33 protein-coding genes are annotated in these 26751 nt (G+C 41.7%); 17 read left to right on the plus strand and 16 right to left on the minus strand.

Annotation, left to right across the window (positions count from 1 at the left end; genetic code table 11):
- The first annotated feature begins 16 nt into the window (after nt 1–16).
- Genes HP398_RS21900 through HP398_RS21910 form a run of 3 tightly spaced genes read left to right on the plus strand, consistent with a single transcriptional unit; the run spans nt 17 to nt 2708 of the window.
- Nucleotides 17–802, plus strand: a complete 786-nt coding sequence (locus HP398_RS21900) for a ParB N-terminal domain-containing protein (protein WP_217368814.1) — start codon at nt 17–19, stop codon at nt 800–802.
- 27 nt (nt 803–829) lie between these two features.
- Nucleotides 830–1672: an EamA family transporter gene (locus HP398_RS21905; RefSeq protein ID WP_256436396.1), complete on the plus strand. Its 843-nt coding sequence runs from the start codon at nt 830–832 to the stop codon at nt 1670–1672.
- 22 nt (nt 1673–1694) lie between these two features.
- A complete protein-coding gene (locus tag HP398_RS21910) occupies nt 1695–2708 on the plus strand; it encodes a pyridoxal-phosphate dependent enzyme (protein WP_173623624.1) in 1014 nt (337 codons plus the stop codon).
- Nucleotides 2709–3070: 362 nt separating this feature from the next.
- On the opposite strand, the gene HP398_RS21915 is transcribed toward HP398_RS21910, so the two are convergent.
- The gene (locus HP398_RS21915) at nt 3071–3961 is read right to left on the minus strand and encodes a GNAT family N-acetyltransferase (RefSeq protein ID WP_173623625.1); all 891 of its coding nucleotides are present in this window, start codon (nt 3959–3961) and stop codon (nt 3071–3073) included.
- A gap of 689 nt (nt 3962–4650) precedes the next feature.
- On the opposite strand from HP398_RS21915, the gene HP398_RS21920 reads away from it, so the two are divergent.
- Both HP398_RS21920 and HP398_RS21925 read left to right on the plus strand, forming a co-directional pair.
- The gene (locus HP398_RS21920) at nt 4651–4914 is read left to right on the plus strand and encodes a CD3324 family protein (RefSeq protein ID WP_017249173.1); all 264 of its coding nucleotides are present in this window, start codon (nt 4651–4653) and stop codon (nt 4912–4914) included.
- Nucleotides 4915–5070: 156 nt separating this feature from the next.
- On the plus strand, nt 5071–5709 hold the full coding sequence (locus tag HP398_RS21925; RefSeq protein WP_173623626.1) for a FusB/FusC family EF-G-binding protein: 639 nt from the start codon (nt 5071–5073) through the stop codon (nt 5707–5709).
- 63 nt (nt 5710–5772) lie between these two features.
- On the opposite strand, the gene HP398_RS21930 is transcribed toward HP398_RS21925, so the two are convergent.
- The 4 genes from HP398_RS21930 to HP398_RS21945 form a co-directional block, all read right to left on the minus strand.
- Nucleotides 5773–6288, minus strand: coding sequence for an SRPBCC domain-containing protein (locus tag HP398_RS21930; protein WP_017249175.1), 516 nt, complete (start codon nt 6286–6288; stop codon nt 5773–5775).
- A 31-nt stretch (nt 6289–6319) separates the two neighbouring features.
- Complete coding sequence (locus HP398_RS21935; RefSeq protein ID WP_017249176.1) at nt 6320–6664, minus strand: ArsR/SmtB family transcription factor; 345 nt, start codon at nt 6662–6664, stop codon at nt 6320–6322.
- Nucleotides 6665–6837: 173 nt separating this feature from the next.
- Nucleotides 6838–7803: an SDR family NAD(P)-dependent oxidoreductase gene (locus HP398_RS21940; protein ID WP_173623627.1), complete on the minus strand. Its 966-nt coding sequence runs from the start codon at nt 7801–7803 to the stop codon at nt 6838–6840.
- Between the two features lie 111 nt (nt 7804–7914).
- Complete coding sequence (locus tag HP398_RS21945) at nt 7915–8421, minus strand: TetR/AcrR family transcriptional regulator (protein ID WP_017249178.1); 507 nt, start codon at nt 8419–8421, stop codon at nt 7915–7917.
- 185 nt (nt 8422–8606) lie between these two features.
- Between HP398_RS21945 and HP398_RS21950 the strand changes: the two genes are divergently transcribed.
- From HP398_RS21950 to HP398_RS21960, 3 genes are all read left to right on the plus strand, one after another.
- Complete coding sequence (locus HP398_RS21950) at nt 8607–8918, plus strand: hypothetical protein (RefSeq protein WP_173623628.1); 312 nt, start codon at nt 8607–8609, stop codon at nt 8916–8918.
- Between the two features lie 534 nt (nt 8919–9452).
- Nucleotides 9453–9590, plus strand: coding sequence for a hypothetical protein (locus tag HP398_RS21955; RefSeq protein ID WP_017249180.1), 138 nt, complete (start codon nt 9453–9455; stop codon nt 9588–9590).
- A gap of 233 nt (nt 9591–9823) precedes the next feature.
- Nucleotides 9824–10171: a hypothetical protein gene (locus tag HP398_RS21960; protein WP_254476272.1), complete on the plus strand. Its 348-nt coding sequence runs from the start codon at nt 9824–9826 to the stop codon at nt 10169–10171.
- 388 nt (nt 10172–10559) lie between these two features.
- Here HP398_RS21960 and HP398_RS31490 read toward each other — a convergent pair whose 3' ends face one another.
- On the minus strand, nt 10560–10868 hold the full coding sequence (locus tag HP398_RS31490) for a hypothetical protein (RefSeq protein ID WP_483296507.1): 309 nt from the start codon (nt 10866–10868) through the stop codon (nt 10560–10562).
- 221 nt (nt 10869–11089) lie between these two features.
- Entirely contained in the window at nt 11090–11572 is a 483-nt protein-coding gene (locus tag HP398_RS21970) for a GNAT family N-acetyltransferase (protein ID WP_173623630.1), read from the minus strand.
- Between the two features lie 643 nt (nt 11573–12215).
- Here HP398_RS21970 and HP398_RS31495 point away from each other — a divergent pair.
- The 3 genes from HP398_RS31495 to HP398_RS21980 all read left to right on the plus strand — a co-directional run bounded on the left by HP398_RS31495 (nt 12216) and on the right by HP398_RS21980 (nt 14369).
- Nucleotides 12216–12467: a hypothetical protein gene (locus tag HP398_RS31495; RefSeq protein ID WP_483297074.1), complete on the plus strand. Its 252-nt coding sequence runs from the start codon at nt 12216–12218 to the stop codon at nt 12465–12467.
- 191 nt (nt 12468–12658) lie between these two features.
- Complete coding sequence (locus HP398_RS21975; protein WP_173623631.1) at nt 12659–13063, plus strand: hypothetical protein; 405 nt, start codon at nt 12659–12661, stop codon at nt 13061–13063.
- Between the two features lie 787 nt (nt 13064–13850).
- Entirely contained in the window at nt 13851–14369 is a 519-nt protein-coding gene (locus tag HP398_RS21980; protein WP_173623632.1) for a hypothetical protein, read from the plus strand.
- A 350-nt stretch (nt 14370–14719) separates the two neighbouring features.
- On the opposite strand, the gene HP398_RS21985 is transcribed toward HP398_RS21980, so the two are convergent.
- Nucleotides 14720–15667, minus strand: a complete 948-nt coding sequence (locus HP398_RS21985) for an ABC transporter substrate-binding protein (protein ID WP_173623633.1) — start codon at nt 15665–15667, stop codon at nt 14720–14722.
- 369 nt (nt 15668–16036) lie between these two features.
- Here HP398_RS21985 and HP398_RS21990 point away from each other — a divergent pair, with 369 nt between their 5' ends.
- Entirely contained in the window at nt 16037–16675 is a 639-nt protein-coding gene (locus tag HP398_RS21990; protein WP_173623634.1) for a flavin reductase family protein, read from the plus strand.
- Between the two features lie 556 nt (nt 16676–17231).
- Here HP398_RS21990 and HP398_RS21995 read toward each other — a convergent pair.
- Both HP398_RS21995 and HP398_RS31420 read right to left on the minus strand, forming a co-directional pair.
- Nucleotides 17232–17609, minus strand: coding sequence for a PH domain-containing protein (locus HP398_RS21995; protein ID WP_069845458.1), 378 nt, complete (start codon nt 17607–17609; stop codon nt 17232–17234).
- A 251-nt stretch (nt 17610–17860) separates the two neighbouring features.
- Nucleotides 17861–18100, minus strand: a complete 240-nt coding sequence (locus tag HP398_RS31420; protein WP_173623635.1) for an ORF6C domain-containing protein — start codon at nt 18098–18100, stop codon at nt 17861–17863.
- Nucleotides 18101–18300: 200 nt separating this feature from the next.
- On the opposite strand from HP398_RS31420, the gene HP398_RS30990 reads away from it, so the two are divergent.
- Both HP398_RS30990 and HP398_RS22010 read left to right on the plus strand, forming a co-directional pair.
- Nucleotides 18301–18828 (plus strand): M23 family metallopeptidase, encoded by a 528-nt coding sequence (locus tag HP398_RS30990; protein ID WP_371736773.1) that lies wholly within the window; start codon nt 18301–18303, stop codon nt 18826–18828.
- 547 nt (nt 18829–19375) lie between these two features.
- Nucleotides 19376–19843, plus strand: coding sequence for a hypothetical protein (locus tag HP398_RS22010; RefSeq protein WP_173623637.1), 468 nt, complete (start codon nt 19376–19378; stop codon nt 19841–19843).
- A 92-nt stretch (nt 19844–19935) separates the two neighbouring features.
- Here HP398_RS22010 and HP398_RS31425 read toward each other — a convergent pair whose 3' ends face one another.
- Together HP398_RS31425 and HP398_RS31230 are read right to left on the minus strand one after the other, a co-directional pair.
- The gene (locus HP398_RS31425; RefSeq protein WP_371736768.1) at nt 19936–20124 is read right to left on the minus strand and encodes a DNA methyltransferase; all 189 of its coding nucleotides are present in this window, start codon (nt 20122–20124) and stop codon (nt 19936–19938) included.
- Between the two features lie 24 nt (nt 20125–20148).
- Nucleotides 20149–20274 carry a hypothetical protein gene (locus HP398_RS31230; RefSeq protein WP_256436390.1) on the minus strand — a complete coding sequence of 42 codons (126 nt, stop codon included), beginning with the start codon at nt 20272–20274 and terminating at the stop codon, nt 20149–20151.
- 421 nt (nt 20275–20695) lie between these two features.
- Between HP398_RS31230 and HP398_RS22020 the strand changes: the two genes are divergently transcribed.
- Together HP398_RS22020 and HP398_RS22025 are read left to right on the plus strand one after the other, a co-directional pair.
- Entirely contained in the window at nt 20696–20995 is a 300-nt protein-coding gene (locus HP398_RS22020; protein WP_173623638.1) for a hypothetical protein, read from the plus strand.
- Nucleotides 20996–21317: 322 nt separating this feature from the next.
- Complete coding sequence (locus HP398_RS22025) at nt 21318–21746, plus strand: NucA/NucB deoxyribonuclease domain-containing protein (RefSeq protein WP_173623639.1); 429 nt, start codon at nt 21318–21320, stop codon at nt 21744–21746.
- A gap of 68 nt (nt 21747–21814) precedes the next feature.
- Here the strand turns inward: HP398_RS22025 and HP398_RS22030 are convergent, their stop codons facing one another.
- From HP398_RS22030 to HP398_RS22035, 3 genes are all read right to left on the minus strand, one after another.
- Complete coding sequence (locus HP398_RS22030) at nt 21815–22498, minus strand: SOS response-associated peptidase (protein ID WP_017249197.1); 684 nt, start codon at nt 22496–22498, stop codon at nt 21815–21817.
- Nucleotides 22499–22723: 225 nt separating this feature from the next.
- Nucleotides 22724–22858 carry a hypothetical protein gene (locus HP398_RS31235; RefSeq protein WP_256436391.1) on the minus strand — a complete coding sequence of 45 codons (135 nt, stop codon included), beginning with the start codon at nt 22856–22858 and terminating at the stop codon, nt 22724–22726.
- 186 nt (nt 22859–23044) lie between these two features.
- Complete coding sequence (locus tag HP398_RS22035) at nt 23045–23545, minus strand: hypothetical protein (protein WP_017249199.1); 501 nt, start codon at nt 23543–23545, stop codon at nt 23045–23047.
- Between the two features lie 599 nt (nt 23546–24144).
- On the opposite strand from HP398_RS22035, the gene HP398_RS22040 reads away from it, so the two are divergent.
- The gene (locus tag HP398_RS22040) at nt 24145–24942 is read left to right on the plus strand and encodes a putative protein N(5)-glutamine methyltransferase (protein WP_173623640.1); all 798 of its coding nucleotides are present in this window, start codon (nt 24145–24147) and stop codon (nt 24940–24942) included.
- A 607-nt stretch (nt 24943–25549) separates the two neighbouring features.
- On the opposite strand, the gene HP398_RS22045 is transcribed toward HP398_RS22040, so the two are convergent.
- Nucleotides 25550–26743, minus strand: coding sequence for an MFS transporter (locus HP398_RS22045; protein WP_173623641.1), 1194 nt, complete (start codon nt 26741–26743; stop codon nt 25550–25552).
- Nucleotides 26744–26751: the final 8 nt, after the last annotated feature.

The raw sequence follows: 26751 nt of genomic DNA on the forward strand, positions 1-26751 counted from the left end.
TATTATCTGTTGAATCATGAATCAAGGAGGAAAAAACGTGGAAATTCTCTCTCGGCTTCGATTAGTAGATGTAAACCAACTTGCCTTTCAAGAACGAGTAGAACCAGCGCGATTGAACCGAACATGCCAGTCTATTCTTGAAGAAGGAGTCTTGCGTCATCCGATCATAGTTACCCCTCTTATGGAAGGTCGATATTTGATTTTAGACGGAGCCCATCGGACGCAATCATTACGCCAACTAGGATACATGAAGATCCCTGTTCAGGTCGTGGAAGCATCGGAAATTTCTTTCAACGCATGGGAACATCTCTTGCCACTTGGCCTGTGGATGGATACTTTACAACAGTTGCCAACCCTCCAATGGGTGAGGAAGCTCCGGAAAGAACCCCCTATTGCGGAAGTAGTTTATCCGAATTACACCCAATTTTGGATTTATCCCCACGAAAATTATGTGAATCATTGGATTCGGTTACAAGCCTGGCACCAAATTGTAGAGATTTATACCCAGAATCAATCAGTCATTCGTTTACCGCACGGCAGATACGTTTTCCCAGAATCCAACCATGTTCTATTCCGATACCCCACTCTCACCTTGGACGAAGTGAAAGAAATTGTGTTAGCAGGTAAAGAAGTTCCTGCTGGAGTGACACGTTGTATTGTTCAAGAACGAGTGCTTAATTTGCAAATTCCACTCACGCTTCTAACCTCGCCAATAAGTAAGGATGAGTGGAACCGTTTTTCAGAAAAGAAAGCCAATAAACTACGTCTATATTCGGAAAGCATTTATCTTTGTGAAGCTTAAGTAAAAGAGGTAAATCCGATGTGGTATATGCTCGCATTATTCAGTTCGATTACCTTTGGGCTTGGAAGTTTTATGATGAAAGTTTGTTCAGCCAACCGAGGTTCTACCGTACATTTACTTTGGGGATTGTATTTGACGGGTACTCTCTGTTTTTTTGCTTGGGTTCAATATACAGACGGTTGGATGTTCACACTCCAGGTTCTCCTTGCCGGACTCATAATCGGTGTAGGTACATCCACGGGGAATCTCTTATTTATGCATGCTTTAAAAATTGGGCCAGCTAGTCTAACTTCTCCAGTGGTCAATAGCAATGTCATCTTCACGATTGGACTTTCACTGCTTTTTTATGGAGAGTCACTTTCTCTTCCTCAATGGATCGGCGTTACGCTACTCGTTCTTGCCGTCATGATCCTGCCTATTGATCCAGATGAAAACCTTCGTATCCGAAGCATGAAGTGGTATCTGCTTGTCGTTGGTGCGACGTTTCTTTTCTTTCTCCGTAATGGAGGTCTGAAAGTTACGGAAGAAATGCATTTACCCAATGCCATGATCTTGTTGATCGGATACTTCTTTGGATTTATCTTGTTTTCAATAGAAATTCTACGAAAGAAGCATGTAGAGATGCCCAGAACACACAAACAAATAGGAGTTCGTTGGGGACTTGGATCAGGCATCTTCTCCTTTGCTGGTATGCAAATCTATGCGGTCGCCGTAGCAAATGGGCCCGCTAGTATTGTCTCTCCTATCTTTTCTACCAATAGCTTAGTAGTTGCTCTTTTGTCTATTTGGATTTACAAAGAACGACTTTCTTTCCTGCAAACGATTTCGCTCATTCTGCTCTTTGTTGGTTTGATTTTTACGCGACTTTAATTCTTACAAAGAGGTGTTAAAGATGATAGCTACCAATATTGTAGATTGCATTGGGAATACCCCTATTGTCGCTTTAGAAGATGAACTGGTTCCGAATGGAAAGAAGCTGTATCTTAAACTTGAATATTTTAATCCGAACTTTAGTGTGAAAGACCGTACCGCCATAGGATTGATAAAAAAAGCGATGGATCAGGGAGAAATAAAGCCCGGAAGTATTTTAATCGAGTCTACATCGGGAAACCTAGGGAAATCTTTGGCGATGCTCGGAGCTGTGTATAAGTTCCGTGTCCTAATCGTTGTAGATCCCAAAATTAGCCCAAATCTTCTTAAATGGTATAAAGCATACGGAGCAGAAATTGATATGGTGTCCGAACTTGATGAGGATGGTGGGTATCAAAAAACACGATTCAGGCGTGTTCAGGAATTGCTTCGTCAATATCCTGAAGCGTTTTGGCCAAACCAATATGACAATCCCAATAATCCTTTATATCATTTTGAGACTACTGGAAAAGAAATTATCGATTTACCAATCGACGCAGTTGTAGGTGCTGTGAGTACAGGAGGACATCTTTGTGGCATTGGAAGGTTTGTCAAAGAGAACAAACCAGAGATGAAAGTAGTGGCTTGCGATGTAAAAGGATCAGCGATATTTGGCCATATGTTCAAGCCTTACCTGATTAACGGAGTTGGATTGAGTTGGAAGACTGAAAATACCGATTTATCTGTGATTGATCATATTTGTATGGCAAGTGATCAAGAGGCCATATCTGCTTGCCGTATATTGTCCAATGAACACGGAATGATGATTGGAGGTTCAGGGGGCTTATCTGTGGTAGCTGCCTTGACTTATCTGAAACATACCAGCGCAAATGCTGTATTAGCTATTATCCCTGATACTGGGATTAACTACTTAGATCAGATTTACGACGATGAATGGCTTTCCACCAAGGACATAAGACTTCTTAATAAATCGGAGTTGAAAAATGTAATTTCTCATAAGAAGCTTCTAAGTACCTATGAAATCAGTCAGAGATAGTCCCGCTTGTTCGTTAAGAAAAAGCTATCTCGTATACCACGCCTGTTGATTAACCATATAGTAGGTTTTTAATCCGTGCCAAGTAGATATGCCTCTCCAATCTTTTGGCGAATCGCGAAGATTATCAAGAACTAGACAAGTTACTCCCATGGTCAAAAATGTTGCCAGCTACGTGTCGAATTAATAATAAATAGCGTAAAGTAGTCCCTATCCGTTTCAAGGTGGGGACTATTTTACGCTTACGTAATAACAGTTTTTTTGTTTGAGCTCATGCGCGTCGGTATAGTCTTCTACTCCTACCCCTACTGCATCTTACTCGCTCCAGGCTGTTCTCTTGAATCTGAATATCGTACGTAGACCTTTTATGCGTGTGAAGTTAGCGGGAAACGAAAATGTTCTGTCTCCATTTTGAACGAGGGACGAACAAATAAGACATCGTCCGTCGTTGTCATCAAAGCTGATTGGATCTTCTCATTCTCACTATCCGGCATAAAGTGAAAATGAATGATCGTTGTCTCAGCCGACACCAAATGAGAAAGGACTGCTTCTATATCAACTGGTTTTTTACTTACCAAATCAAATACATGCAGTTGGTCATCTTCTCGTTCAAATAATACGATCACATCCTCCTCTTCGACATAATAGATCGCATCCCGAAAAACGAGAAGAAAGTAAAACATCAACAGATGCTCGCTTTCCTTGACGGCAAGTCTCGAAGAAACGGGAATTCGTTTGGCGGCAAATTCCTTCATGACGATAAAATCAGCCTCGCTATCAACATCTAGCTTGCGCAAGACCGATTTTTGTCCTACTTGCTTTTTCAAATCAGATATCAATAAGCAAAAACTACTTTCCTGTACTCTCTCAAATCCAAATTTCGGATAAAAATCGAGCACGGTATCATTGGCATACAAAAAAATAGAATCATATTCCTTCTCATATGTTTCAAGAATATGGTTCATTAATCTCGCTGCCAATCCTTGGTTGCGATAGGCAGGATGCGTCATGACTGTTCCAATCTGAAGTACCTTATAGTCTTTACCATTGGATGTCACGATCATCTTACTTACGGAAGCGTTGGCAATAACCTGATCCCCATCCAGATAGGAATAGCAGACATAGTTATCATTCCAAAAGCCCTTGTTATACCATTCTTTAAAATTGAGCTGAAAGACCTGCATAGCGAGGTCATTAAAGCTTTCCTTGTATGTTTCGATATGCTTGTAGTCACTAATCAATCGATATTCACCCATGTAAAAACCTCCCATTCTGTTGTTTGTGCTGTTTGTAATCATTCATTCCTTTTCAGCAATCCCTTCTTTCCAATAAAAAAGACCACAAGAAGAATTCTCTTCTCATGGTCAAATTTATCGTTGTGATAAACATACCTATCCCAAATAGAATAGATATCATGCACAAACGTGAAATTTGTTTGAATGAGATATAATGCCTTCTAATCGCTTTTAAAGAAAGGTACAAAAAATAAACCAAGGGCGCGCCCTTCATTTGACCTTTTCCCCTATAAAATTCGTTAGAATTTTACTTAGCGATTATCAGTTTCATCATATTCAATCAAAACCTCTTTTCACGTTAGGTACTTTTACTATATTTGACTTTCAATAAATTGTAAATGAGCGATCCTTTTCTTTCTCCTCGTTGCGAAGTATCATTATACAAAAAAGTCATTTTCTTATATAATTACAAATACTCCCTTTGCTTACACAAAGGGAAAACCGGACCTCGAGGGGGGTGTACCAATGGCGAATGCTCTCAATTTGCCACATACCGCAGCGGCTCATGCAAAGCCTAGAAATAGTGAGGCGATACTTTGCATGAGGTGGTCTCTCGTTTAATCGAATCATCGCCTTCATTTGCGTATCTCATTTCCTATTTCTTGGCTTTGCCCCTTATTTGCCTATCTATAAATAAGGAGCGAGCAGAAATGAAATGTGTGAAAGCAAATTTAATCCTTCCTGAATCGTTACTCGCAGAAATTCAAAAGTACGTGCAAGGAGAAACCATTTATATTCCGAAGACAAAAGTAACCCATCAAAAATGGGGGACGCGCACTGGCGGGAGAAAACTCCTGGATGAGCGGAATACGGCTATTAAAAGCAGCTTTCAGGCCGGGACGGCTATTTCGCAGTTAGCGGAAGAATACTTTTTGTCTACAGAGACGATTAAAAAAATCGTGTATACCAGATAGACGTTTATAAAGCACTGACGACCTTTCCATTCAGGTTGTCAGTGCTTTTTTATGGCGAGTTTTTTTACGAAATGTCTTCTCCCTTTCTCCTCTCTTGCAAACACACTAAAGTAAAGAAGAACCCACTTACAAGACAGAAACAGGAGGAACCTCAATATGGAACCTTTTATCCATACGCATCAATATCACTTCATTAAATCACGCGTTCAAGCAATCATGAACGCCTTTGCAACCAGTACAGATGTCAACGTGATTCGTGCTCGCAAAGAAATCGCCCATGAAGAAATCTTTCAGTTGTTCCCGAACATGACGGAAGAACAAAAAGAAGTTTTGCATCCGATTGACTCGATTAAAGAAAAGGCAGAAGGAAAGCAGTTTTTGCATCAGCTTTCACCGTATGTGATTCCATTCCCTGCTCCCACAGAGTCTTCCATTAAGAAGCTCTTTCCAAAAGTAAAGAAGCTTAAAGTCTCGAATTTAGCTGAGATCGATTTTTCAGAAATCTCTTATGTAAGCTGGCTAGACACTGCCACGGACAAGAAATATATTGTCGCTTACCACGAAGGAAAACTGATTGGCATTCACGGACAGTTCACAAACGTAAACAAAAAAGGCGTTTGTGCGCTCTGTAATCGCTTTGAGGAAATCGGTATGTTCGTCCTTGAAGCCAAAGGCTCTGGGGATGGAACGTATTTGAAAAAAGGAAACTATATTTGCCAAGACAGTGCAACGTGCAATCAAAATATTATTTCGCTGGATAAGTTAAACGATTTTATCTCGCTGATGGTGCAATAAATCTGCAACGAAAATGAAAAAGCCGCCGGGTCTCCATGCCAGGCGGCATTTCCTATATGTCCCTTACTTGATCTCGTTTAGACTCTCTTCCAAACGATCCCACGTTTGGGTGATGCCCTCTAGCATGCCCATGTCCATGACAGTTTTGAGGGCTTCCGCAGATACATATTCAGAACGACTAACCAGCTTCGTCTTTCCATCCATTTCGATGAATTCCATCATAACCTCTGTCGAAGGCATGGTATCATTTGTGTTGCCTTCTGCATCTGAAAAGTAATCGGTATAGATAATTTTCTCGGGTTCAACAATTTCCTTATAAACGCCTTTACCCCATGATTCCATGCCGTAAAAATCACCTTGATTCTTATCGGCGCATTTCATGCAGTAATGCCAAACACCGCCTGGGCGGAAATCGACATTACAAACCGGGAGTTCCCAGCCTTTTGGTCCCCACCAACGCTTGAGATGCTCAGGCTCCTTAAACATCTTGAACACGAGGTCTCTGGGCGCGTCGAATACACGCTCCAGTACCAGCACCCGCTCATTCTCTACCCGTGAAACCATTGCGTTTCTTGACATAGCAATTCCTCCTCATTCATTTGAATGGATCTCAAGTATTTTCCTTGTTTTGCAGTTCCCGCAAATAGTCTTCCAGATTATCGAATCTTTCTTCCATAACACGCTGGAATGACTTCACCCAAGAATCCAGCGCTTGGAAGGGCTCTGGCCTGAGTTTGTAAATGCGGCGGTTGGCTTCGGCCTTCATATCCACGATCCCGTTGTCACTAAGCACCTTCAAATGCTTCGAGGCTTGGGGCTGGCGAAGCCCCAGTTGTTCGGCGATTTCCCCTACAGTTAGAGGACCGTCGCGCAAAAGTTCGACGATTTTTATACGATTCGGTTCAGCTAAAGCACTTAGCGTCGCCATGTCCATGCCCGGATTCATCCCTGACATGTCACTCACCTCGTTACATGATGGATTCTACGTTCATCTCATCCCCTTCAGCGTTATTGTGATCATCTTGTTAGGTAAAATATACACCAAAGAGAATATTCCTGTAAAGGAATATTTAAAGAAATTGCGGTAGGTTATTTGTTAGTGATTAATCAATAACTAACAGCTATCATTTATTTCATGGAAGTACGATTCTGCAAATGCTGGATCGTTGCCGTTATACCCTCCTCGAACTTCGTAGCTGGGATTGGTCCAATAAGCCGTTTATATTTTTCTCCGCTAAGGATCAACGGTTTTTCTGTTAAGTACAACATCTCAACAACCTCCTTCATCACGGGGACGAACATACCCAACACAGACAACCCAATTTTCCCAAGAGGAATGACAGGTTTCACGGTGCCCCTTGCTTTTTGAGCGATTCGGACGATGTCTCGACCGGAAATGATACCTCCACCTGGAATGTGCCAGTTTTGCCCATAAGCAAACTCTCGGCTGGCCAACTCTACAATCATCTTTGCCGCATCCGGTAAATAAACAAACTCGCGCGGAACATGCATATTTCCAATGAAAAGTCCCGGTTTTCCAGCCGCAATTGCCTCAAGCGTGGAACCCAAATACGATGCTTGATTAGCAGTAGGTCCGTAATAATCCGGTAATCTGACAATCATCGTTCGCACATGATTCCAGCGGCTGCTAAACAGCATCTGTTCAAATGCCAACCTGATTTTCCCTTTCTTCGTATGCGGTTGCTTTGGATGCTCCTCCGTCACTGGTTCCATCTGCTTTTTCCCGTATGGATAAATACCATCTACCGCAACAACCTTCAAACCTCTCATGTTGGCGGCTTCCATGATCGCTTCGCCAAGTGGGATCAGCTTATTTACCATCTCGTGATAAGGAACGTTTGCACAATGGAATAGTACATCCGCTCCCTCCGATGCTGCTACGATGTCTTGGAACCGGAATGCATCCCCGACGGCCAGTGACAAATGTGCTGGATTACCCAACTCTGACGCCATTTGTGCTAGCTTTTGTCGAGAACGCCCAAAAGCAATCGTTTCAATCCCTCGCTCGATGAGCTCCGCCAAAATTGCTGCTCCCGTTCCGCCTGTTGCCCCGACTACAATTGCTTTTTTCATTCGGATCATCTCCACTCGCTTTATTTGTGATTGATCAATCACTAACTAATTTGAACTATAACGTTTTAGTTAGTGATTAGTCAATAACTAATTGTCGCAATTTTTTCCCCGCTACACCTCCATCAATTCTGGCATGTCTAAAGCTGCTGAAATATTACACAGCATTCCTCTTGCCAGGAAAATAAGCGTTCTCTCTTCCGGACTCGCGATGCCCGCTTCACGAAAAGCTGTTAGGACGATCTGTCGAACCTCCCGAAATCCTTCGCGCATTGCCTCTCGAATCGAAGGCTCTTGAATCGTCTGGGACTGCATTTGAAGAAGTATTTCATTTTGATGGGAAGCCAAGATCTTTTCATATGCCTTGATTAAATCTGTTTCCAATTGCTCTTTGGATGCGGACTCCACAACGAGACGAAAAGAGTTAATGATCCGCTCCCACGATGCCTCCAAGGCTGCTTGTAACAAAGCTTCCTTCGATGAAAAAAACTTGAAAATATACGGTTGAGAAATCTTTGCACGCTCTGCAACTTGCGCTGTCGTTGCCCGAAAATATCCGATTTCAGCAAAAACTTCAATGGCTGCAGAAATGATTTCCGTTTTACGATTGACTGACGTCATTGAAAGATCGCCTCCCTTTTAGTGATTCATCAATAATACCTGATTATACGTCAGTTTGTGTTGGGTTTCAAATGACGTGTAATACGGATTCTCGACAAAATCTCCTAAAGCAAGATTAACAAATACTAGTTAAAATAGTATATATTTGAATTTTTATCGATCACTCTCAAGAAAGGTTGTTGCAAATGTTTAAAAAAGCCTTGATCATGATGGCAGTAAGCTCTGTTGTCACGATACCAAGTTTAGCCACAACCGCCCAAGGAGCTACTCTCCCTTTACAGGAGAAGCCGATCACCTTCGCAGCAAACACTACCCAAAAAGACTGGAAAGGGAAAGAACCTTCTTCAAAATCAATAGGTGCTAAGCACGAAACCACTAAAATCAAAAATGCTGCATTTGGTGAACAAATTTGGGTGATGCTGGCCTCTCCTATTCCACCTGGCTGGATCATGGTTCAATCAACAGGGACAAGAAACCTGATCAGGTATATTGGCTAAACAAGAAGAATAAGTTGTCCATACAACAAGCTGACGTCGAAACTCCATCGACATCAGCTTGTTTCCTTTACTAACTTTCTTCCTTCAATTTCATTGCGATCTCTGGAAGGAATATTGTATTTGGTCGCAGACATGGGGACTATGTTATCAGTCAGCATTCAACAATTTCCGCTACCTGTTATCACAATTCGTAGTACAGATTTTTATTTTCTGAATTTTTTGCGTTTAATATGTTAACTAGAGTGCGAGTGCGTTATTATTAGATCGTAAGTTATATTTTTCCAATTCAGGAGGTGAATAACAATGTTGAAGAAATTCCTTCAAAAAATAGGTGCTAACTCAATCCGCCCATGCCCTCGTGAGTGCATACCAGCCGGAAAACATTGCATGTGTCCCGCGTAATGTTAGATAGTACTTAAAAAGGCCGTCCCTACAGCTATGTGCGTGGCATAGGGATGGTCTTTTTCCGTCTACCTATCATCCTAATTTCGTTCGTCTTTTATTGCGGAAGACTCTATATGAGGGGGAAGATTTATGAAAAAATTTGCTCTGTTTGGTATTGCTGCTGCTTTATTTCTATCGCTATCATTTCCTGGAGTAAGCAGCGCAAAAGAACAACGTGTACCATGTGAAGCTGACGGGTATTGCGGATGGCCGACCTATAACGTTTAACACCAAATGAATGAGTAAGGTAAAAGAAACCATGTAAATTCTACATCGTTTATTTTAATCAAACATCAATCACCGACTGTTTAACTATCGGTATGATGTTTTTCTTTTTTCATTCGTGTTAAAGAACTTGCTTCATTTGCATTTTCTATTGAATCGTTTTCTCTGTGATCCTCGTCTTTATAAACAAACGCATTTAGCAGGGAGAAGAAAGCATGAAAAGTCTTTTGAAAGTGATGATTGGTTTGGTCTTTTCTTTTTGGTTCTTTATTCTTTGGGCCTGTAAATCGCTTCTTTCAAGCGATACTCCAATTACCATCTCGACCTGGGACACGATCCTTTTCTCTTTCAGTTATCTCGTTTCTACGGTTGTAGCTCTTATCTATGTCAGGTTCACGCCTAACGGAAAAATACATATCTTCTTGTCTATTCCTACACTTTTGTGGGGTCTTTCTACTGCTCAAGTTTTTACCCTTCAGTATCACCCCTATGATACGCTGATGAGTGTTATTGGCTTACTAGGTTCTGGAGCGATCATGTTCTTTTCGATTTTGATGCAGCGTAAATCTCCGAATTTTACATAGAGCACATACTCCACTACTACATCCATGTTTAGCCGGGGTTGTGTGGAAATCAGATCAGATTATTTCCAAGTCCTTCGAACCTGCTTGAAACTCTGACACCGTACACAATTTATAAATAAAATTCATGTTCTTATAATCACTTACCCACGATAAGATGGTAATACATGGAAATCAGATCTACCAAGGAGGTGAATGATCATACTGAAGAAGCTCCTGAAAAAGTTAGGTTCAAAATCTTCAATCGAGTCTTGCGGAGACTCATGCATTATTTATCATGGCAGATGCTTATGCCCTTGGTAGTGTTAGCTAAGTTCAAAGAAGGCTGTCCCAAATGCCATGAATGTGGCTATGGGATAGCCTTTTTTCGTCGTATATCCCCCCTGCTGATTTAACATTTTTGAGCTGTTGGACATGACAGGTAACTGTTTGTTACATGCCCAAATTTTCCACTTACTGTGATATCGCCCTTACATAGCTCCTCAATTTGCATAGCTTGAGTTTGAGGTTCTTCCTCATACACTTGAAGGGGTGATATCGATGGGATTCTTTGACGACAATTTTGCTTTAGTTTTGGTTCTTTTCGTTTTATTAACAATTGTTGCTTGCAGCTGTGATGAGTGCTAATTTCTGTCCAATGTTTTGGGCGGCTAAGCTGCCCTCTTTCTCCCTCTTTGCCATCATTGAGCTTTGAGCCCATCTTTTGTCCACTCCTCTCACGTTACGCTTTAGTAGAAGGAGTGTAGTATGTGGAGAGGTTAGATTTGGACACTCTGTTCTATCACCTACGATTTCACCAAAAGAGCCGCCCGGTTCTTTCCCCGAGCGGCTTAACGCCTTTCACGTCCGTACCTTAAAACCGAAAATTCTACAGCCTCATCACAATTTCTCTTATGTTACATGGCATGCTCTGTACGCTGCTTATCCAGGATTCTCCACTTCCATCGTCATCACGATAAAAGGGGTCCCATTGTTAACGAATGAGGCCGTTTCTTTAAATCTCGTTCTTGTATAAACTTTGATTGCTCTACTATTAAAGCTAGCAACACTTAAACGCAGATTTTTTGGTTCAAATTGCTGTTTGGCAAATTCGATTCCAGCCTTTAAAAACGAAAAGCCTATCCCCTTCCCTGTCAAATCTGGTTTCATTCCCAGCCCAATATCTAACACGTTCTCGCCCTTGTAAAGATTTTGCTTTCGACCTTCTGGGACTTGAGCATTGTGCCCAAAACAGAAGAAGCCCGTAAGCTGACCATGATTATCTCGAACTGCATAATAGGTACCATCTAATAGCTCCTGAAATGTTTCTGGACTATCTTCAAAATCATAAAAAGAATATTCCTGCGGATATTTCCAAGTTGCGACTTGCTCTGCATCTGTAATTGTCATCAAATGAAAGTTCATTTATTACCCCTCCATAAAACCTTTACACTCAGTTCGTTTTTCATAAAACGATCCCCTGCTTCTCACAAGCAGTGTTACGTTACATCCACTTTAACCGCGCTAGGTCCCCCGATCTCACCATCCTTGACCAACCACTTGCCGCAGTTTGCGCATTGCAGTGTAATCCCTTTCATATACTCACCTTCTTTACAAATCGAATGGTTTGTTAACGAAATCCAAATGTTGTAAAATAATAAAAAACTACATGGTGGTAATCCAATGAACAAATTCGAAAAAGGGATTGTTTATTTTTTTAGCTTTGTTTTCTTTCCCATCGGTCTGATAATATGGGTTGTCTCCTTGTTTAATCAAAATCAGCAATTCAAAAGTGTCGGTCGAACAGCTTTATATATCGCTACTGTCTCATTTTGCATTCAGCTCCTAATCGGAGTATTAAATTTTGTGGCATATGCAAACATTACTTTCAAATAAGCGGGTGTTATCAAAAGATTCTTGCAAGTGACATATCTATCTAACTATTTCGATAAATCCGATCAGTTAATTGTTTATTTGGTTATCATTTGGTAAACCTTCCATGTGCTAGATACTCTTAATTCAATGAATATTGCTACTGAATTTTTCTTTCGTATTCGATCCTTCAACCGTGATTCGACATGAATCTGAGAACTATATTGAACAAGTAATTGTTTGGGAGTCTAAACAGATGGAGTTTGAAATTTTTAATATCCATACAACGGAAAGATTACTTTGGAACTACATAGAGAAGGTCCCCGACCAATCCAATTTCGACAACATACTAACCTTCCTCTTATTGTTTTCACTACATCTACGAAATGAAAAAAACTCGCACCAACTGGCACAAGAGAAACGCCGCGCCTTTCGAAATAGGAATTAGCTTCTTCAATGCCTTCGTGATAGATACCCCAGTTACAAGATAATCCGTGTCATTGTGGTCAAGAGATATGAATGGGCAGCGTTCTGTTTTTTATGTGTAAATATTTACCAATTCATTCCGTTTGAGTATAATTACCTTTAGTTCGTGTATTTAGAATTTGATCAGAATTGATATGAAGGAGTGTACATGGTATGAAAAAACAGCTTCTCTCTATTTCGATGCTCGCTTTACTCCTCTCTGGCGCACCTGTATATGCTTCCGCTTCTACCCATGCTCAAGTACAAGATGAAGCAGGCAGAGTCACCATGGAGCAACAAAAACAAGAACAACAATTCACCAAATATTACTACCTTACACCTGGGCAGTTAAGTCCAAAAGAAGCGATTTATCTAAAGAAAGGGCAGGAGCTCCGTATTAGTCCAAGAGGCAGCTTTGCGAATTACACAGTGTATAATGCTCAAAATAAACAGATTTGGAGCGGTACGACAGGAATCATCATTAAGGCTGATGCGGACGGGTATCGTTACGTACAATTTCAAGCTCCCTATTCCTATGAGGATCAAAATGTCATCGTAGCTACTTATACGATTCAGTAAAACATGTATAGATTTTAGCCCGTCTTGATTGTGAAGACGGGCTTTATTACAATTTGCATCGCTTTTTCTTCCCTACTCATTATGTCAATGTCAACCTACTACCGTGATGTTCCTGAATACTGATCTACATACATTTTCGATACATGGGGATATTTGGCCAATCAAAAGGATAATGGAGTTCGTACGCTATCTTAGATCGCCATCAGGAGGGGATACCACTTGAAAAAGAAAAAATCTAAGTCTAAGCGATTCAAGAAAGTGAATGGTCAATTGGTTGAATTTCTTCCAAGCTTTCAAGAATGTATGAACGAATGTAGACGTGTAAGTCCGCCTCATGAAGATTGTGAAACGTTATGTCTCCCGTATCTAGACTCAAGAAGAGTACGATTAGATGATGAGTGTTACGATCGTTGCCGTCGCTGGAGATCTCACGGGATTTGTGATCACATTTGTCAGGTGCCCTATTGAGTATTAAGTTAGGCTCAAATTTATCTCCACAAGGCTGTTCGGGGCAGTAGATGGAGCGATTTTTTAATCAATACCAATGGTCCGTGATAAAACTATTACCATTAGTAGCCTTTAGTGCCCCTTGTTAGGGGCCTTTTGCTTATTACATCCGATCTACCTAAAAACCGATCATTCTTCAATCTCTCTTCTGTTACATGCCAGAAAAAACATTTTATAGGATAGAAAAATGTAACTTTTCTGTAACGCTCTTCATATGTTGTTTGTTTATAATGACCTTGCAAACAACAATACACCTTGCACAAAGAGAGAGGAAATCAACATGAATTTCAAAAAAATCATCGTCGGCACCATACTGACATCCGTTGTAGCGATCGGCATCACATTCGCTGTTAACTATGGCAACGTAGGACACTCTGCACAGCCTGTTGCGCAGGAAAGCGGAAAAACTGACCTTTATACGAACCCTCAAGCAAATTTCAGCTTTAAGCCGCCAACTTCTTGGAACGGATATTACAAGGTGAACCAATATGAAGGTGTAGATGCAAACAAAATTCTGCCATCAGCCAAGCATGTAGTGCAATTCGATTATACGACGAAGGATGGAAAAGGTTCTGAAACGCTGCTGATGATCTCCGTTTTTACAAAAACGGATTGGGCTCGCCTCTCTAGCGAAGAAGGGCCACCTGTAGGGACATCCATTGCAGAATCAACTGACATGGTGTATGTCTATACAACTCCACAGTCCAATCCATTTGATTCCCAATCTGAAGACGGCAAGCTGTTTGACCAACTGTATGGTGATTTGAAAATAAATGAATCTTTTGCACTTCTAAAATAAGACTGTTCATATTTGTTGTACTCTGAAATGACATACACTTACTTTTGGGGTAGATACATAGATAATCGTTACAGATTGCACCCTTCGTGGTGCTTTTTCTTTTCCTGTCTTTTCATTTAGATGACGTGGCTGGAACTGTTCGAATGCTTCCACTATAGCCGTGAGATGTATGTCCATTGATTCCCCGCTGATGATTCCAGCTTTTTCATGTGTTCCGTGGTTCTAAAAGCAATGAAGCTGGGAAAAACATCTCGTTTCTCTCCAGCGTCGACTTCTTTATTGGTTTCGATTAGCTTTTAGGAAAGTGACTAGGAGAATGGGCAACCCCATCTTTTGTATCGATCGCATAATTATTGCTTTTTCAGCAACATGCTATCAATCTCGTCTAAGAGCATTTCCTTTCCAATTGGGCCAAAGGCTTTGATGTTGAACGTTTCATTGGTTACTTCATAAAGATGGCCTTGTTGAACTGCCTTGTTGCTTTTCCATACTGGGCTTTTTTTCAGTTCTGCGTAAACATCATCCGCTTTTCCGCCGAAATTGACGAGGAACATATGATCTGGCTGAAACTTCGTCAGTCCTTCCAGTTCGATCATTTCCATTGTTTTATCGGCAGGTGTTCCGGCTGCTGGCTTCAGTCCGAGATCAGTGAACAGGATATCTGCATAACCATAGTTTCCGTACACGCGGAACAATTTAGGCGTTACGGTCAGGAACATAAAGGTCTGGTCGCCATACGCTTGCTTGAGTTGCTCTCGCATCCCCTTCGTCTTCTCGTCGTAGCCAGCCAGCCATTTGTTCACGTCCTCTTCTTGTCCAAACAGGCGACCGATTTCTTTAAACTTATCACGCCATTTGTCCATGTCTGTCTCCAGAACAACAGTCGGCGCAATTTTGGCTAGTTGCTCGTACATCTTTTGCTGGCGATTATTCATAATAATCAGGTCTGGCTTTGTTTCTACCACAGCTTCCAGATTGATAGAGTCATCCCACATCCAGCCAACCGGTTTTACATCTGTCAGCTTATCAGCTACGTGGGACATGATTTTCGTCTTGTATGTATTGGCCGTAGCAATCGGCTTGTGTCCCAATATTAAAAGCTCCTCTGCTGCTCCCGATACGTCTGCAATCCGCTTTGGTTCCGCTGGGATCGTCACTTCCCCCATCAGATGCTTGACTACGCGTGTCTCAGACTTTTTGGGTGCTTCCGAAGCTGTTTGGCTGCTTCCGCACCCCGCCGACACGGCAGTGACTACTGCAACCAAGCAGGCCAGTACGATTCGTGTTCCTTTTTTCATACGCTCATTTCTCCTTGTCACGTGATGTTTGGTGTGAAGTTTACCTGATAATGATTATCATTATAAGTGACAGAGAAGATAATCACATATTTGAGCATGTATGTCAATGATTTTTATATTTTTTGTGTATATAAAAAAAGAGCATGTCCCATGTTGCAGATTGGGGAACTAGACGTTGTGCTTGATGTATCTTCCTGATTCAATGTTCTAGATCACCCAAGCTATTGATTACTCCCTCCCCTTCTTACAAGTAATAGTCTGTAAAGTTCTATCGAAATGAAACAGCAAAATAACGAAAAGAATCACGATTATAATTTGAGATAGGTCTCTTATTTGAGACGATGGAATCATAGTGGAGGGAACGCGACTATGCACAGGGTAATTGAACCAAAAATTCTTTACTTTGGGACGCCAGTTGTACTTATCAGCACATTAAATGAGGACAATTCTGTTAACCTTGCCCCAATGTCTTCTGCATGGTGGCTGAATCAATCATGCATGCTTGGCATGAGTAGCTCATCTCAGACCGTTACCAATTTGTTGCGCGAGCGCGAATGTGTTTTGAATCTTCCTTCGTCTGATCTTGCTCATGCGGTTGACCGTCTAGCTCTACTTACTGGGCGAAATCCTGTCCCGGAGCGCAAGGCTAATGTAGGATACCGATTTGAACCGGATAAATTCGGAATGGCTAAGTTCACCCCCCAAGTTTCGGACCTGATTCGGCCTCCACGCGTTGCGGAATGCCCGGTTCAATTAGAGGCAGTGGTAGAACAAGTCCATAATTTTGAACTGCCCAGCTCTTTAAAAGCTATTGAAGTAAAGATAATTCGTGTTCATGTTGATGAACAAATCCTAATGACTGGCGAGAAGAACTACATCGATCCCGAGAAATGGAGCCCGCTGATTATGAACTTCTGTGAATTTTTTGGCCTTAGCTCCAAGCTGCACCCGTCAAGATTAGCTCCCGTTTTTGGTCCCGCTCCAAGTTCCGTTAGCAAATCGAATTAACTATCATTGGGGTGCTATTGAGCACCCTACCTGTTCAAGCAGCATCGGAGAAATAAACATGTGGTTACCTCGATACAAAAAAATCCCCAATTGCTTTAAGCAAATTGGGGTACACAAGAAGTAATACGTGAATAAAAAAGTAGTCATCAATATAGTAGGTTATCAGCTCAGTATTTACTACCAGTATATATAGGTATGCATACCTTCTATTGCCACAAAAAAATAGCGCAGACTCATCTGCACAGATTAAGTCGTACGCCTTATCCCCAAGAGAATCTACACTAGATTTCATATTACATTACTTTTATCGGTTTGATTGGGTAGCTATTTCATGTATAAATATCGCTAAATCGTTCGTAATATTTCCTTACTCGTAGATAACCTTCATAATGTCCATCAATGATATTTTCCGTATTGTTCCGTTTTCATCTATACAACAAGAACGTTCGTTTGCATTTTATAGGAACATGTCATGATTTTAGGATGGAATCAGCTAATAAGCAATTGGACGGAAGTAATAACTACGATTTGAAGGAAGGCTTTTTATCAAGCGAGACTAATCCAAAATGTACTCGGCCAACACGCTCTGTATCTGGTAAATATTCAAGTTCTTGTTAAATTGTTTTTGGATCGGTACTGCACTTCCAGAAACCCAAATTTTTAATTCCGCATCCAAATCAAAATTTCCAGCTGTTTCAATGCTAAAATGACTAATACTTTTGTAAGGAATGGAATGGTACTCTATCTTTCTACCAGTAATGCCTTGCTTATCAACCAGTATTAACCGCTTGTTAGTGAAGATGAACATATCACGTATTAATTTATACGCCTTTTCTATGCTCTCATTGTTCGCTAAGATTTGAGCATACTCTTTTTGAACATCTGCAATGTTAACTTCCGAAGCGTTACCCATTAGACCGTCTAACAAGCCCACATTAATGTCCCCCAATTCGAATGTTTGATAGTTCATATTCTCCAAATCGTTCAAATCTCCTACTGAAGCGGTTACTATTACATCAAGGCGGCAGTGATTGCATTGAAATTCAGGATACAGAAACTAAGCCTAAAAAAATTTACACTTGCTGATGGAGTTTTTTGGGTAAATCACATCGCTTCCGCCCGCATTTCTTTTTCAAGATTTTGTGATTTGGAGATCGTGTTTCTGTTCAGTGCTAGAAACATTGCTTACATCACGAAAGACTGGTCAAAGTTGGACTGTACATGGTCCCTACTGCTTTGCGCAAGATATTTGGCATTTTGAAGGTCGAGAACCCGAGTATTTCGGTATGTATCTACGCTGAAGCATCCCTGGAAGTCCCTCCAAATTGACGAGAAGACCTTTCCAAGCAAGCTGCTGTTTTGATAGGCTTGTCCATACTTGCCGCCTAGCACCTCGACCATTTGCTGCCTTGCTGCATTTTGCAATACGAATTGCTACCCGTAGTCGATTGACTTGTTTTTTCCAATCTCTTGACCCTACACTCAATCTCTTGAGTCTTCTTGTCCAAAAAGAAATCCTTTTCTTCATATAGGGTAGCTGTCACAGCCCGCAAATAATTGTAATAAACTGTAAAACACAAAAGCTTCGTATCTTAATTTATTCAAGGAGTGATGAATATTTGAAAGTGTATAGTAGGCATCCCTTTGATACATCATCAAGTGTTTTGATCTCTAAAGACTGTGGATCTGATCATCCCGGTTCGAAAGACTTGGTATTTAATGGTATTGATTGGGGCACATACCTTCTTCGCCCCCGGTTTATTGGTGACCGCCCCCAGTATAGATACATCCCTGGCACTCCTGTTTATGCTATGGAGGAAGGAACAGTCGCAGATATTAGAAATAGTAGCCCCCATTGCACAGATCCAAACCACTGTCCCCTATATGCGAATATGGTCCTGGTCCAAGGGCGGGATGAGTTCTATACTGAGTACGCTCACGTTAGACCATCTACCACTTTACAAAGAGGGATGTTTATCCCAAGTGGACAATTCCTTGGCACTGTAGACTTTTCAGGCGTTTCGACAGGACCTAATCTTCATGTTGGACGCTATACTCGCGGTGATGCTGCCACTTGGTATAATAGGCCAACTTGTGATTGGTCTATAGAAGGGGTCCGTCCTATCCGTCGTTTGGGTCGTATTCGTCCTTAGCGTCCTGGACTTGACTTGTGTTTCGTACAACGCAACTCACATGAGGGGCGGAATACTGTTAGATAAGGATTGTCAAAGCATCATTCAAAATAGTAGTAGTTGTAGGCTTGAAAGGGAAAGTACCTTGCCTTCCGCCGCACTCCTTGCCTCGTTTGGCTTAGTCATGGAAGGACTGCGGAACGTCTTTTTTGTAAGGAAAACCGTGTGAACTGTCGGATTTGCTCCCCTGTTGGGGAGCTTTTTACTTGCTGAATTAGAAGCTATATACTTCATTGCTTGGATAATTGAACAGATCATTACTTACTTTGGCTAGTTTTTCACCATGGGCTGGGAGTCGATCTTGTTGTTTCCCAGCCTATTCAAACGTAAAGCTTCAACAACAATCTTTTGGACTTCTCTCAATCTGCGATTCCAGAAATGACAGTTTCGTTTGTGCGCTCATCTTCGCTTTCCCTTATAGGTGGGCACGCATGGTATAATTTATTCGGTGAAGTAATTACCCAGATCTTCCACAATAGGGTTATTTTAATAGAAAGCGGTTGATACGATGATTTATGACATCAATGACTGGGCCTTCTCAAAAGATACACAGTTTCCTCATCAAGATTGGGACCTTTTTATTACTGATATAAATACCGCTCCTTTACTATTATCACTATCAATTAATCCGAAAGTAGCAAAGGATAAACGAAAAGTCTTTCTAGCTTGTCTATACCTTTTAGTAGGTGATGCAGTCGGAATAGGAAAAGATAGAACCCACCTTGAGGAAGTCAGACTTTTTGTAGAGCAAGCATCATCCAATCGAAATTATTACATCCAACAATGGGTTTCTCGATCGTTTCAACTCATTCAAAACCCTGAGCTTTTCGATTACAAAAAATGGTGTGATGGGATTGATATCTTTTCTTTCTGGGAGGATTACGTTTTTCTTTATTCCCGAAATGTTGTGTTGAGTAGTCTGTATAAGACTGGACTATCGTGTAAAATTAACTCAATCGTTCTTAACATTTTGTAACTTTTTACTCCCCCCTCGTCTTACACCGGGGGTGTTTGTTGTGAAGAAGATAATGATTATCTTATCGCTGATTTCATTCGCTACACATCGTGTTAGGTACCGAACTCGAAAATGTTCATCTTGGCCGTTTCACGCTTGTTTCGTTCGTACACTATCAGAATGTAAGATGTTCCCATCTCGATCAAGACGTATTTTCGGCCTAACTTCTTGGATACAACCCCTGTCGTTCTTGAGCCCCTGAAAAAATCAAAATTGCCCACCAAATAAAAACCCACTCGCACATGCAGGCAAAGGGGTTTCGCCTATTAATAAGCAGTCATGTATTGCTCGCGCTCCCAATCTTGAACGCGTGTGCGGAACATGTCTTGGCTTTCAATCGGTTTTATACTCCCTAGAAATCGTATAAAATCAACAGTATTAACTACTGTCATTTCAAATGACTTCAAATCATTTTGTTTACTTTTTAAAAGCTGAAACGGCACATGATCGCACAAGGTAAACATTTCATTTACACCTCTGATTACTTGGACGGTTATTAATAGAACAACCCGTCTCCTCAAAACAGGAACGGGTCATCTATTACTTGAATTCTCTTCGACAATTCCTAATTACACCTTCAATTTGTAATTTATTCCTTTTAATGTTTTGCTCCATTTATGGATCTGTATTATATTTGAAGCATTCGATGGTCAAGAATGGATCGTATTAGATACATAAACGAATCAGACAGGCTGGGCAACAAATTTCAAAAGAGATTACACATTTAACAATGACAACTTCTATAAGCAATACCGTATTAATATAGCATCGAACAATGGATTTTCCTCATTTACAGTTATTGAAGAATTAGAAATGATGGAGAAAATAGGCACACCGCCGAATCCCGATCCTAATCCAGAACCTGAACCAGAGCCAACTGGAGATAACGCACTTCTTGTTATTAAAATGATCAGTGGTCTCGAGAAGGAATTTGAGCTAACCGCATCCGAAGTACAGGACTTCATCGACTGGTACAATGGCCGTGCAGATGGACGTGGCAAAGAAACATATATGTTCGATAAGGACTTTAACAAGGGGCCATTTACTTCTAGAAAAGATTATGTAGCATTCAGCAAGGTTCAATCGTTTGAAGTTATGGAATATACCAAATAACAGACGAGACGAGGTACCTCCTATAATTACAGGAAGGTGCCTCGTATTTTCATAGATTACGATTCTCTTCGATACGTTCTGGATCGTCATTCTTTGGACTTCCGACGCACTCCTCTTTCACTTTAGACCTACAAACATGGAACTTACTGATATCAATATACTTGTGGGGAAATATCGCGTTTCATATGAGGGGATCGGGTAACCATAACACTTCCCGCCCCTGATAAAGGCTGACAATAGGTTATAGGCAATCACACCCCTTCGCCATAATTCTCGGCGGTGTTATTATTTGAAAAAGAACTTATATTTGGAGGACAACAGCATGACACAGAGAAAAATACTGATGTTGATTGTGGTGCTACTGATCGGCGCCGCCTATCTCTTTGGACTTGTGCCAATAGAGAACAAAACAGTCAGCAATGGGAATGTAGACCATACGATAGTTTTTCCGTCTGATCGATACCCAGAGACAGCCAAGCATATCAAAGATGCGGTTGCTTCTGGGAAGTCAGCTGTATGCACAATTGACCGCGATGGAGCCAATAAAAATCGCGAAGAATCGCTCAAGGGTATTCCTACAAAAAAGGGGGTTGATCGGGATGAATGGCCGATGGCAATGTGTGCAGAGGGTGGCACAGGGGCAGATATCAAATACATAAAGCCATCAGATAATCGCGGCGCTGGATCTTGGATATCCAACCAATTAGAGGATTTTCCAGACGGGACAAAGGTTGAAATCGTGGTCAAATAAAGTCTCTGTTTCGTGTACCCGCAAAATCCGGATATGAATAAACATTTCGCTATACTGAACCCGTCTCCTTAACACAGGGACGGGTTCACTATTTCTTGAATACATTCTGGCAAATCGTTTTTCGGGCTACCAACCATTGTTGATACAGGGTATGCACGCATCATATCCGAGTCATATGGTACTAGCAATGATTGGAGCAAGTCAGAATCAAACTTCTCACGATCTAACCATATTCCCTCATCTTCCTGTCTCAGTATTACAGGCATCCGGTCATGAATATCAGCTACAACATCATTTGGTTTGGTCGTAACGATTGTGCAAGTGTGCAGTTTATCCCCTATCGGACTTGCCCATGTATCAAACAGACCAGCGAAAGCGAACGGTTCACCACTCTTCATCATAATCCTCATCGGCTGCTTGGCTTTTCCGAGTTTCATCCACTCGTAGAAGCTGTCTGCAGGGATGATGCACCGTTTTCGCTCGAAAAGTCGTCGGAATGCCGGCTTTTCGGTTAACGTTTCAGACCTTGCATTGATCATTTTATATCCGCTCTTCTCATCCTGCACCCACGACGGAACTAATCCCCATTTTAGCTGACCGATCCGCCGCTTACCTTGATCGGAAATAATTGCTGGGATTAATTGACCCGGTGCAATATTATATCGTGGCTGTATTTCAAAAGGGATAACCTCGATTTGGAACCTTGCATTCCACAACTCCAAGTTAGTCACCAGCGTAAATCGTCCGCACATAAGATCACCTCTTACCACCATAATTGCCTAATGCTTATATGGTTAACCAGGACTACGCGGGACAATATGAAATCAACAAAGACTGGTCAGCGAAGTATCCCCCGCTTTATCCAGCTCCTCTTTATTTCTAGCACGATATAACATTCTGTGAAATCTTTATTAGTTACTACCTGCGATCCCGACGCACAGAAGTGTTTCCTTGCGCCGACGACTTGCTAAATTGCATCAATCCCAACACAGGAATGCATTTGCCAAATGAAAAGCGCCTGCCATAACGACAATCGTCAAAGGCAGGTTAGATTGCTTTTTACCTGATCCAATCGATGATGCGCTGACTTCCACAATAAAGGGGAGCCGCATTATCAGCTCCCCTTGAAAAAAAAACGCCCTCTCCATTTTGGAAAAGGCGCTCTATGCGCTTTGCTGTAGTTGTGCTATCTCTTTTTTTCTCGTTCTGTAATGTACTTCTTAGCCACTGCTGTACGACTTTTTGTAGAGCAAGCATCATCCAATCGTAATTATTACATCTAACAATGGGTTCGTTACTTATTTTGTCTCAGTGATGGTTACTTCATGAGAATCAGCAAGTTCCATTATGGCCGCTTGATAATCCCGCATCAACTTTCTTCCTTCTGCTAATTTCTTATTAGCTGTAGCAATCTTAGCATAGTCTTGTTTCTCAAGAGCTGATACCGTCGTTATAAAACCACTATGTTGGGTTGTAGCTGCTAAAATAAATTGGTCGTGAATTTTTTGTACTTCTGGCGTAGCCGGTTTAATCTTTTCAAGCTCTTCTAGAAACTGTGAATAAGTAGGAATTATACTTTTTGTCATCGCTTCAAACATAACTAAGTCATTTGTATAGTTAGCGCCCGTTATAGAAGAATACTCTTCAGTAGCCTTCCTTTCGAGTGATGTAACTTTTGGCAACTCGGTGTTTAAATAGTTAATAAGATCTTCTTGTACTGGGTCTGTTCCACATCCCTGTACTACAAACATTGAAAATAATAAAAGAAACGCTATGACTAACTTATTCGATTTAAGCATTGGAACCACCTTTCAATAGGATTAATTACCTAATTATTATCCCATCATATAAGTTATCTTTCCTTCTATGTATTCCGACAGATTTCGACATTATTCTAATTGCCGCATTTTGAGTGGACCTCTATTGGATTCTCCTGAAGTTTGTTCAAATGATCAACTAAGGTAGGAATAAGTGAAGTTGCTTCCGAAGAAGGAGTAGTGGGACGGATCATTTCCTCAACCATTTGCTTTTTGTAGCTACTCTTTAGGAGGATTCATATTGCACCGTCCTTCTCACAAATAATGTTTTGTTTAAGAACCTCAGTGCTAACCATTTACACTTGTTCACGCACCCTTTTTTACGTTGGTGGGACAGGTATGTCAAATGATACTTGTTCTATCACGATTGAACGCAATCTCAATGCAACGATTGAGACGTGCTTTGAACGTATTGAAATAACCGATCCTAGTGGCGCTAAGCGTATTGCAGGCTTAGCGCCTCTTTCATTGCCCTCCACTTTCGTTTATCGCAACGATTGTTGTGTTGCCTCCTAAGATAGAGTAAAATGCGAATACCACACAATAAATTCCAACAATTCCGAAATGGGTGAATTCAATTTTTGAATGATTATGAGATTCATGGCGATAGAATTTTTACAATAATCGTCAATAAACTTCGAGCAGCTGGGTGTGTTTTCGTTGAAGATGAGGCCAGGTTACTAATCGCCTCAGCAGGGACAACGACTGAACTATCGGACATGGTAGAATTACGAACAACTGGCATGCCTCTCGAACATATTATCGGCTGGGCTGAGTTTTGTGGACTGCGGATTATTGTGGATAAGGGAGTTTTCGTTCCCAGACAACGTACAGCATTTCTCGTTAGACAGGCTGCCGACCTCATCCGTCAAAAGTCGGTAGTGCTTGACCTATGTTGCGGATCAGGGGCGGTTGGGGCGGTTCTTGCTTACTTGGAACAGATCGAATTGTATGCTACTGACATCGATCCAGCCTCGGTGCAATGCACCCGTCGCAATGTTACTACCGCAGGAGGTCGCGTTTACGAAGGAGACTTATTTGAGCCTCTTCCTATCATACTTAGGGGACACGTTAACGTCATCGTTGCCAATGCTCCCTACGTCCCCACCAAAGCCATTGAATTTCTTCCACCTGAAGCTCGCATACATGAGGCGAAAATAGCACTCGACGGGGGAACGGATGGGCTTGACGTTCAGAGACGAGTATTGGCTGCGGCTCCACTCTGGTTGGCTCCTGGTGGACACTTACTGGTTGAGACAAGCGAACGTCAGACACAGCTGACAGTCGATATCTTCACTTGTTGCGGGCTGATTACACGGGTGACAAGGTCTGACGAGTTGGATGCTACCGTCGTAATCGGAACCAAGCCGGTTCCCTAAAGCAGTTTAGGCGTCTGAACCTGTCCACATAGGCTAGAGTTCAAGAACTCGTCAATATTTCTTCCTAAGAAGGACCTAATCCCTATAGAGACTTCACTCATCTCTTTTTTCCACCATTACCCTTGCGTTAAGTTCAAATGGTTGTAAAATGATAGTTATCATTTATTGCTATAACGACTGATTAGCACTCGGTCATAATAAGATGTTGATTGAAGTGACAGGTCACTTTACTGATGAGATTATCCTTCATGGGAAGACACACAGAATGCATGAATTGAACAATATGTTCGCTTTTACGTTAGAGCAGAGTGAACAAATAAGTGATTTCCCTCATGTCTTTTGTAAGCTTTTTAACTTCGAACTCCCGTGGGCCGCTGGAAAAAAGGTAGAATCCCCACGCTTAGAAGCGAGCTTGATCAATTGCTCCCACTCGTCTACTCTCGCGATTTCGTCTGGGGAACCTCCCTTTCCCAAACAGACGAAGCCTCTTGTTTGGTCATTCCTTTCTGGAGGGGTTGCCATACCCAATCCCCACTTTTCAAAACCTTGATCGTTTTATCTTACGGCTCCTTTTCTGGCGCTGACAGTCGTTCTGTGCGGACTTAAATTACTTTTTCTCTGTCGTATAATAAATCAACGCAATGACCGGTAAAGCTATTCCAATCAACAAGGCTGCTTTCCAGCCACCCATAGCATATGCCCATCCACCTGTCGCAGAGCCTATAGCACCACCAGCAAAAAAGATTGCCATGTATAAACCATTAAGCCGGCTTCGAAATTGTGCTCCCAATGAGAAAATGGCACGCTGTCCAAGAACCAGATTTGCTGAAACTCCCATGTCCAATAGAATGGCCGAAATTACCAAGGTTACTAATGCGGAAGTTGAACTGCCGTGGATTACAAGAGGTAGAATTCCAGAAATAATAACGAAAGCTAACGCTAATCCTGTGGCTGATCGAGCCCAGCCTCTATCGGCAAGACGGCCTGCCACTGGTGCAGCTACCGCCCCAGATACTCCAAGCAATGCAAACAGGGAAACTTCCTTTTGTGAAAAATGGAAAATCGGACTGGTCAATAACAGCGGAACCGTAGTCCAGAACAAACTGAAAGTTGCGAACACACATGCGTGGTAGATGGCTCTACGTTGCAGGATTGGTGTCGTTTTGAGTAAATGCAACATAGAACCCAGAAGTGCCGGGTACCGTGTGGTGTTCAACGGCTGTCTTGCAGGAAGCACCCTCGCCAATAAAAGTGCCAACACAAGAATCGCTATGGCGGATAAATAGTAGACTGCTCGCCAGCCCAAAAACTCCGCCACCATACTTGAAATGGGACGAGCGAGCATGATTCCGAGTAACAAACCACTCATGACATTCCCCACATTGCGACCGCGTGTAGCATCTGGCGAAAGGTGAGCAGCGTACGGAACAAGTACCTGAGCCGCAACTGATCCCAACCCGATAAACAGTGAAACAGTGAGAAAAAGGCCAGCGCTTTTGACTACTGCTGCAAGCGCCAAAGCTATTGCAGTGAGGAACAATGACACTACAACAAGTTTTCGGTTTTCAAGTATATCTCCCAAGGGTACGATAAATAATAATCCAATTCCGTAACCAATTTGGGTAAGTGTGACGATTAAGCCAGCTGCCTCAGAAGATAACCCAATTGCCGAACTAATCGGACCCACTAAAGGCTGCGCATAATAGAGATTAGCAGCGATTAGTCCGCATGCGGCAGCCAGAATGAATATCATCCACGCCGAAAAAGGCTTTTCCATTTTTTCACCTTCGATTGAACTCATCGTTAACG

It is taken from the genome of Brevibacillus sp. HB1.4B (assembly GCF_013284285.1).
Taxonomy (GTDB): Bacteria; Bacillota; Bacilli; order Brevibacillales; family Brevibacillaceae; genus Brevibacillus; species Brevibacillus porteri.